Source organism: Mesorhizobium sp. M7A.F.Ca.CA.002.05.1.1, assembly GCF_003998335.1.
Classification (GTDB): Bacteria; Pseudomonadota; Alphaproteobacteria; order Rhizobiales; family Rhizobiaceae; genus Mesorhizobium.
The window spans coordinates 1-6,271 of the sequence record NZ_RZQI01000308.1 but is presented as its reverse complement, the minus strand read 5'-3'; the positions used below and the strand labels follow the sequence as shown (position 1 = coordinate 6,271).

The 6,271-nt window shown below is 63.9% G+C and carries 7 protein-coding genes and 1 pseudogene; 4 read left to right on the top strand and 4 right to left on the bottom strand.

Going from position 1 to position 6,271, the window contains the following annotated elements:
• Both EN939_RS16975 and EN939_RS16970 read left to right on the top strand, forming a co-directional pair.
• Positions 1 to 201: pseudogene (locus EN939_RS16975) on the top strand (LysR family transcriptional regulator); the annotation flags it as partial.
• A gap of 123 nt (positions 202 to 324) precedes the next feature.
• Positions 325 to 1,125, top strand: coding sequence for a lysophospholipid acyltransferase family protein (locus EN939_RS16970; protein ID WP_127268948.1), 801 nt, complete (start codon positions 325 to 327; stop codon positions 1,123 to 1,125).
• Between the two features lie 25 nt (positions 1,126 to 1,150).
• On the opposite strand, the gene EN939_RS16965 is transcribed toward EN939_RS16970, so the two are convergent.
• The 3 genes from EN939_RS16965 to EN939_RS16955 form a co-directional block, all read right to left on the bottom strand.
• A complete protein-coding gene (locus EN939_RS16965) occupies positions 1,151 to 1,777 on the bottom strand; it encodes a LysE family translocator (RefSeq protein ID WP_127268946.1) in 627 nt (208 codons plus the stop codon).
• Between the two features lie 90 nt (positions 1,778 to 1,867).
• A complete protein-coding gene (locus EN939_RS16960) occupies positions 1,868 to 2,815 on the bottom strand; it encodes an aldo/keto reductase (protein ID WP_127268945.1) in 948 nt (315 codons plus the stop codon).
• 121 nt (positions 2,816 to 2,936) lie between these two features.
• Positions 2,937 to 3,458, bottom strand: a complete 522-nt coding sequence (locus EN939_RS16955) for a gamma-glutamylcyclotransferase (RefSeq protein WP_127268943.1) — start codon at positions 3,456 to 3,458, stop codon at positions 2,937 to 2,939.
• 142 nt (positions 3,459 to 3,600) lie between these two features.
• Between EN939_RS16955 and EN939_RS16950 the strand changes: the two genes are divergently transcribed.
• Positions 3,601 to 4,599: a DUF2125 domain-containing protein gene (locus EN939_RS16950; RefSeq protein WP_127268941.1), complete on the top strand. Its 999-nt coding sequence runs from the start codon at positions 3,601 to 3,603 to the stop codon at positions 4,597 to 4,599.
• Positions 4,600 to 4,606: 7 nt separating this feature from the next.
• A complete protein-coding gene (locus EN939_RS16945; RefSeq protein WP_127268939.1) occupies positions 4,607 to 5,530 on the top strand; it encodes a sugar kinase in 924 nt (307 codons plus the stop codon).
• Positions 5,531 to 5,619: 89 nt separating this feature from the next.
• Here EN939_RS16945 and EN939_RS16940 read toward each other — a convergent pair.
• On the bottom strand, positions 5,620 to 6,271 hold a 652-nt coding region (locus EN939_RS16940; protein ID WP_127268937.1), incomplete at its 5' end, for a prephenate/arogenate dehydrogenase family protein.

Below are 6,271 nucleotides of genomic sequence, written 5' to 3'. Positions count from 1 at the left end.
GGGCTGACACGCGTGCTTTCCTACCAGATCGAAGCCGCGCTGCGGTCCGGCACGCTGCGCATCCTGCTGCAGGAGTTTGAGCCAAAGCCATGGCCGGTAAGCCTGGTGCATGCGGGCCACGGCCTGCTGCCGGTCAAGCTGCGCGCATTCCTCGATTTTGCCGCCCCGCGCCTGAAGGAGCGGCTGGCGCGGCTGATGTAGCGGAACCAGGCCAACCCCCATTGGCGACCGTTCTTCGTTGCCAGCCAAAGCGCCCTGCGGCCATTTCCTTTTTTCCCGCGCTTGGTGTAACCAACGCTCACCTCCTCACCGGGCTCCCCCCAAATGCTCTACATCAGATCGCTGACGTTCAATTTCGTCTTTTACGTCAACCTGATCGTCCAGATGATCCTCTGGACCCCATACTATTTCCTGTCGCCCCGGCACCGCGCCTGGTTCGTGCCGAAATTTTGGTCGCGCACCTCGATGTGGCTTTACGACAAGATCGCCGGAACGAAGAGCGAGATCACCGGCCGGGAAAACCTGCCCGAAGGCTCCTTCATCCTGGCCCCCAAACACCAGTCGTTCTGGGATGCGATCGCCTTCTTTCCCTATCTTCACGACCCGCTCTACATCCTGAAGCGCGAGCTCACCTGGATCCCGTTCTTCGGCTGGTACATCATGAAGATGCGCATGATTCCGGTTCATCGCGGCAGCCGTTCGAAAGCGCTGAAGGCCGTGGTCGCCGCGACCAAGGCGGAGATGGCGCGCAATCCTCGCCAGCTCATCATCTACCCCGAAGGGACAAGACGCGCGCCGGGCGACGAGCCGGCCTACAAATACGGCATCGTCGAAATCTATGCGCAACTTGGCATTCCGGTGGTGCCGGTTGCCCATGTCGCCGGTCTCTATTGGCCGCGTCGAAAATTTCTGCGCTACCCCGGCACCGTGAAGGCGCGCTTCCTGCCGCCGATCCCACCGGGACTGAGCAAGGACGAATTCATGGCCCGGCTGATCGGCGAGACCGAGGCTGCCTGCGACCAGTTCCTGATTGATGCCGCGCGCGGCCCAAACCCGCCTGCCTTGCCGCCGACAGCGGTGAAAAGACTGCAAGAGCTGGACAACGCCGCAAGAACCAAAGCCTGAACCGGAAGTCTCCTGCCGGCAGTTCTCAGCCGAAAACGGCCAGCGCGGTGGTCAACACCAGCGTCGCGGCAAAGACCAGGTTGACGATCCGCGAGGCCGCCGGCCGGCGCAGGAAGCGCGCGAATGCCACTCCCAAGACAAGCCACAGAGCATGGATGGCGACGATCATCAGCGCGAGAGCCATCAGCTTCAGCCATGGACCAAGCTCAGTGTTACCCTGTTTGGGCGAAGCACCGGCGAACACGGCGGCGATTGCCACATAGGCCTTCGGATTGGCGACCGCGAGAAGGAATCCAGCCAGCCATGTTGGACACGAAGCCTCCGCGCCGCGTGCTGCCATGGGCGGCGCCGTGGCGATCTTGAAGGCGAGATAGAGGATGTAGGCCGCCGAGGCGAAAGCCAGCAACGGCGCCAGCTTCGGCATCGAGGTAAGCACCGCCATGACCCCGGTCGCGACAACCAGAAGCACGGCGATCGTGCCCAGGATGATTCCCCAGGCATAGCCCAGCGAGTGGCGCAAACCGAAGGCGGCCCCAACGGCGGTAACGCTTATCGTTGCCGGACCCGGGCTGCCCATGATCACCAGGGCGGCAAGCACGAGCGCGAGAAGTTGCCCCCAAAAGTCCGGCTGCGAAAGAAGCGGCTCAGTCATCTCTCCTCTGTCCTGCCTTGCGCGAAGAGACGGTATGGCAGGACCAGAGTGGCGTCTTGGACGTTCGTGCGAGGCGTCGCGCCTGAAGCTTCAGCCGCTCGCTTTGTCGAGTTCGGCCATGTCGGCGGCGGTCAGTTTCAGCGACGCCGCCCTGATCAGGCTGTCCATCTGTTCAGGCTTGGTGGCGCTGGCGATCGGCGCGGTGACACCCGGCCGCGCAATCACCCAGGCAAGCGCGACTTCCGCCTGCTTGGCCGAATGCCTTGATGAAACCGCGTCGAGTGCCGCAAGGATGCGCATGCCGCGCGCATTGAGATAGTCTTTCACGCCACCGCCGCGCGGGCTTTGACCGAGATCGGCATCGCTGCGGTATTTGCCGCTGAGAAAACCCTTGGCCAGGCTGAAATAGGTGATGACGCCGATGTCCTCGGCCACGCACAGATCGCGCAACGGCCCATCGAAGGACGAGCGATCGTAGAGATTGTATTCCGGCTGCAGCACCTCGTAGCGCGACAGACTGCGCAAGCTCGCCACATCGAGTGCGGCACGCAACTGGCCGGCGTCGAGATTCGAACAGCCGGCATAGCGGATTTTGCCCTTGGCGAGCAGCTTCTCGTAGGCGCCAAGCGTTTCTTCATAGGGCGTTGCGGGGTCCGGCCAGTGCGACAGATAGAGATCGATGACTTCGGTCTGCAGCCGCTTCAGCGATGCGTCGACGGCCTTTTCGATGTATGCGGCGGACAGGTCCTTGTGCCCCTGCCCCATATCCGAACCGACCTTCGTGATCACCACGACCTTGTCGCGATTGCCACGGTCTTTCATCCATTTGCCGATGATGGTTTCCGATTCACCGCCTTTGTGGCCGGGAACCCAGCGCGAATAGGCATCCGCCGTATCGATGGCGTTGAGGCCGGCGCCGACGAAGCGGTCGAGCAGGTCGAACGAGGTTTTCTCGTCGGCGGTCCAGCCGAAGACATTGCCGCCCAGAACCAGCGGCGCGATGGTAAGGTCGGTGCGACCGAGACGACGTTTCTGCAAGGCGGATCTCCGGGATGATTGGGGCGGGCAAATGGCGCCCGCGGGCTGAGGGTCGGAGCCTAACCTAGGTCTTGCCTGAACGAGGTCAAAGGCCTGGCCGCCTTTTTCCGCAGAGCCAGCTTCACAAAGGCGCGACCTGGCTGGCGACATCCTCCAGCCAGTGGTCGCTTATGCCCAGTGCCTCGAGATGCTCAAGCGTGCTCAGCACATAGTCCTCGTTGTTGCCGGACTGGCCGACCGCGCCGCGCACCACGGCCGCTGCATCCGCCGCGTCGAGCGCTCCGGCATATTGCTCGTGCTGGCGGTCGACAATGTAGACCACCGCGTCGACCGTACCGCCCCCGTCGAGGCGAATCTTGAGCATGCGCTCCAGATAGACATTGGTGACCAGTTCGCGCTCGCGAAGATAGGCCATGACCTCGTCGCGCAAGTCGCCGGGGACGCGGAATGCGAGGCCGACGCAGGACCCGCCACGGTCGAGGCCGAGCACCAGCCCCGGCCGCTCGCGCGTGCCGCGATGCACGAAGGAATAGACGCAGAGCGAGCGCCGGTAACCATGCAGGCGGGCACGCTGGGTTTCGACATGCGCGAATCCCGGCCGCCAGATCAGCGAGCCATAGCCAAACACCCAAAAATCGCCCATATCGCCGCGCCTGATTGCAAAAGATGCCAACACCGCACCCGGACCGGTGTTTTTTCCGCCCGTCCCGTCTAACTATTCGTCTGTCTGCCTGGCGGAATCGACCACCCGTCCGCAACACCCATGCGATAACGAGAGCCAAAGCATGACGTCAAGTGACGAACGCCAGCCAAGTAACCGTCGCCGCCTGTTCTGGCTTGCAGCATTCATCGTCCTGCTGTTCGCCCTCTACAGCGGCGGCTGGTTCTATCTGGCCGACCGCGTCAGGAGCGAGGCCGACAAGGCGGTCGCCACGCTCAACAAGAATGGCGTCGAGGCCGGCTGCGCCAATCTCCAGGTCAGCGGCTATCCCTTGAGCTTTACCGTCTCCTGCGACAACCTCGCCTATGAAGACGATGCCAGGAACATCGCGGCCTCAGCCGGCAGTTTCAACGCAGCCGCCCAGATCATCCAGCCTCTGTCGCCGGTTGCCAATCTGCGCGGCCCGCTCAGGACCTCAGTTCCGGACATGGTGCCGCTGTGGATCGACTGGGACAATCTGCAGGCCAATTTCAAATTGTGGTGGCCGCTGCCGCAGCGGATTTCTCTGGAGGCGGAGGGCCTGTCCGGCCAGACCGATCCGGCCGACGACACCGATCCGGTGCAACTGTTCAGCGCCGGCAAGGCATCGGGCCAGCTGCAGCCCAACGGCGAGGATATCGACTATCTCGGCAGTTTCGGCGATCTCGAGATCGACCCCGGCGCGATTGGCGGGCGCGTGCTTCCGGCGCTCGATGCCAGTGGCGACGTGACATTGAAGAACGGTGTCGCACTGATCGGCACGCAGGTGAAGAGCCTTCGTGGCCAGGCGATCGAGATCCGCAACCTTGACCTGTCGTCGGGCACGGCGCGCATCACCGTTTCGGGACCGCTCTCGGTTGATGCCGAGGGTCTGGTCAACGCCGATCTGATGATCAGGCTGAAGGACCCGAAGGCGGTGGCGGCCATCCTTGGCGCCGCCATACCCGAGCAGAAAAGCCAGATCGAGCAGGGTTTTTCTGCCCTGGCGGTGCTCGGCAACGAGCCGTCGATGCCGCTGAAGGTGGTCAGGGGCAAGGCCTCGCTCGGCTTCATTCCGCTGGGCAAGATCAAGCCGGTCGAATAGCTCAACCATGGCAAAACCCGTGAAGCTGCTGAGCGTTGGCGCCTTGACGCTGGACACCATCCTGCGCGTCGAGACACTGCCTGTGCATCAAGGCAAGTTCATTGCCTCCGACGGCGTCCAGATCGCCTCGGGCATGGCCACCAGTGCTGCCTGCGCCGCGCATCGCCTGGGGGCCGAGGTATCGCTGTGGGCGAGTGCGGGTGACGATGCCGTCGCCGACCAGCTCATCGCCGGCATCAAGGCCGAAGGCGTCGATTGCACCTTTGTGCGCCGCGTCAGAGGCGCCCGCTCGGCGCTGGCCTCGATCCTGGTCGACGCGCATGGCGAGCGCATCATCGTGCCGTTCTATGACGGGCTGGCCCAGGCCGATCCCGAAGTCTTGCCGGTCGCCGACCTCACGGCATTCGACGCCGTGCTGGTCGATGTCCGCTGGCCGGGCGCGGCAGCGTTGGCACTCAAGGCGGCACGCGCCGTTGGGCGTCCGGCGATCCTCGATGCCGACACCGCACCGTTGCCGGTCCTGGAACAGCTGTTGCCGCTCGCTACGCACATCGTCGCTTCGGAGCCGGCGGCGCGCATCGTCTGCGGCCAGGCGCTCGATCCGGAAACGGCTTGCGCCGATCTCGCCAGCCGCACCGACGCCTTTGTCGCGGTAACCGGCGGCGCGGCGGGCTGTTGGTGGCACGACCGTTCCGCAGGCTGTGTGCGCCATGTCGCGGCGCCGAAAATCAAGGCGGTCGACACACTGGCCGCCGGCGATGTCTTCCACGGCGCCTTCGCCGTCGGGTTGGCGGAAGCCATGCCGGTCGAGCAGGCTTTGCGCTTTGCCAGTGCGGCCGCGGCGCTCAAATGCCTGCGCTTCGGCGGCAGGCTGGGCGCGCCGGATAGGGCCGAGACGCTGGCCATGGTTGCGCAGGCCTGGCCAGCCTGAAACTGACGCTTTTGTTTTGACGCAATTCCCAAGGGAAAGCGCTAGCGCTTTTCCCGGGAAAAACGCCTCACACTTTTCCTGGAATTGCTCTAGCCCTTCGCGGGATGCTCGACGGCCTGGCGACCGAAATCGGGCACGTCGATGTCCTGGCCGGCTTCGATGATCGAGCGGCGCACAGCCCGCGTCCGGGTGAACAGGTCGAAGAGCTTTTCGCCATCGCCCCAGCGGATCGCGCGTTGCAGCGACGCCAGGTCTTCCGAGAACCGCGCCAGCATTTCGAGAATGGCGTCCTTGTTGTGCAGGCAGACATCCCGCCACATGGTCGGGTCGGAGGCGGCAAGGCGGGTGAAGTCGCGGAAGCCGGAAGCCGAATATTTGATCACTTCGGACTTGGTTACCGACTGCAGATCATCGGCGGTGCCGACGATGTTGTAGGCGATGATGTGCGGCAAATGCGAGACGATGGCCAGCGTCATGTCGTGATGCTGCGGATCCATCGTGTCGATGTTGGCGCCGCAGCGGCGCCAGAACTCCGACAGCCTCTCCAGCGCATCCGGGTCGGTGTCGGGCAGCGGCGTGAAGATGCACCAGCGATTGTCGAACAGGTCGGCGAAACCGGCGTCGGGGCCGGATTTTTCCGTGCCCGCCAGCGGGTGGCCGGGAATGAAATGGACGCCTTCAGGCACATAAGGCTGCATCTGCGCGATGACGGACGCCTTGGTCGAGCCGACATCGGTGAGG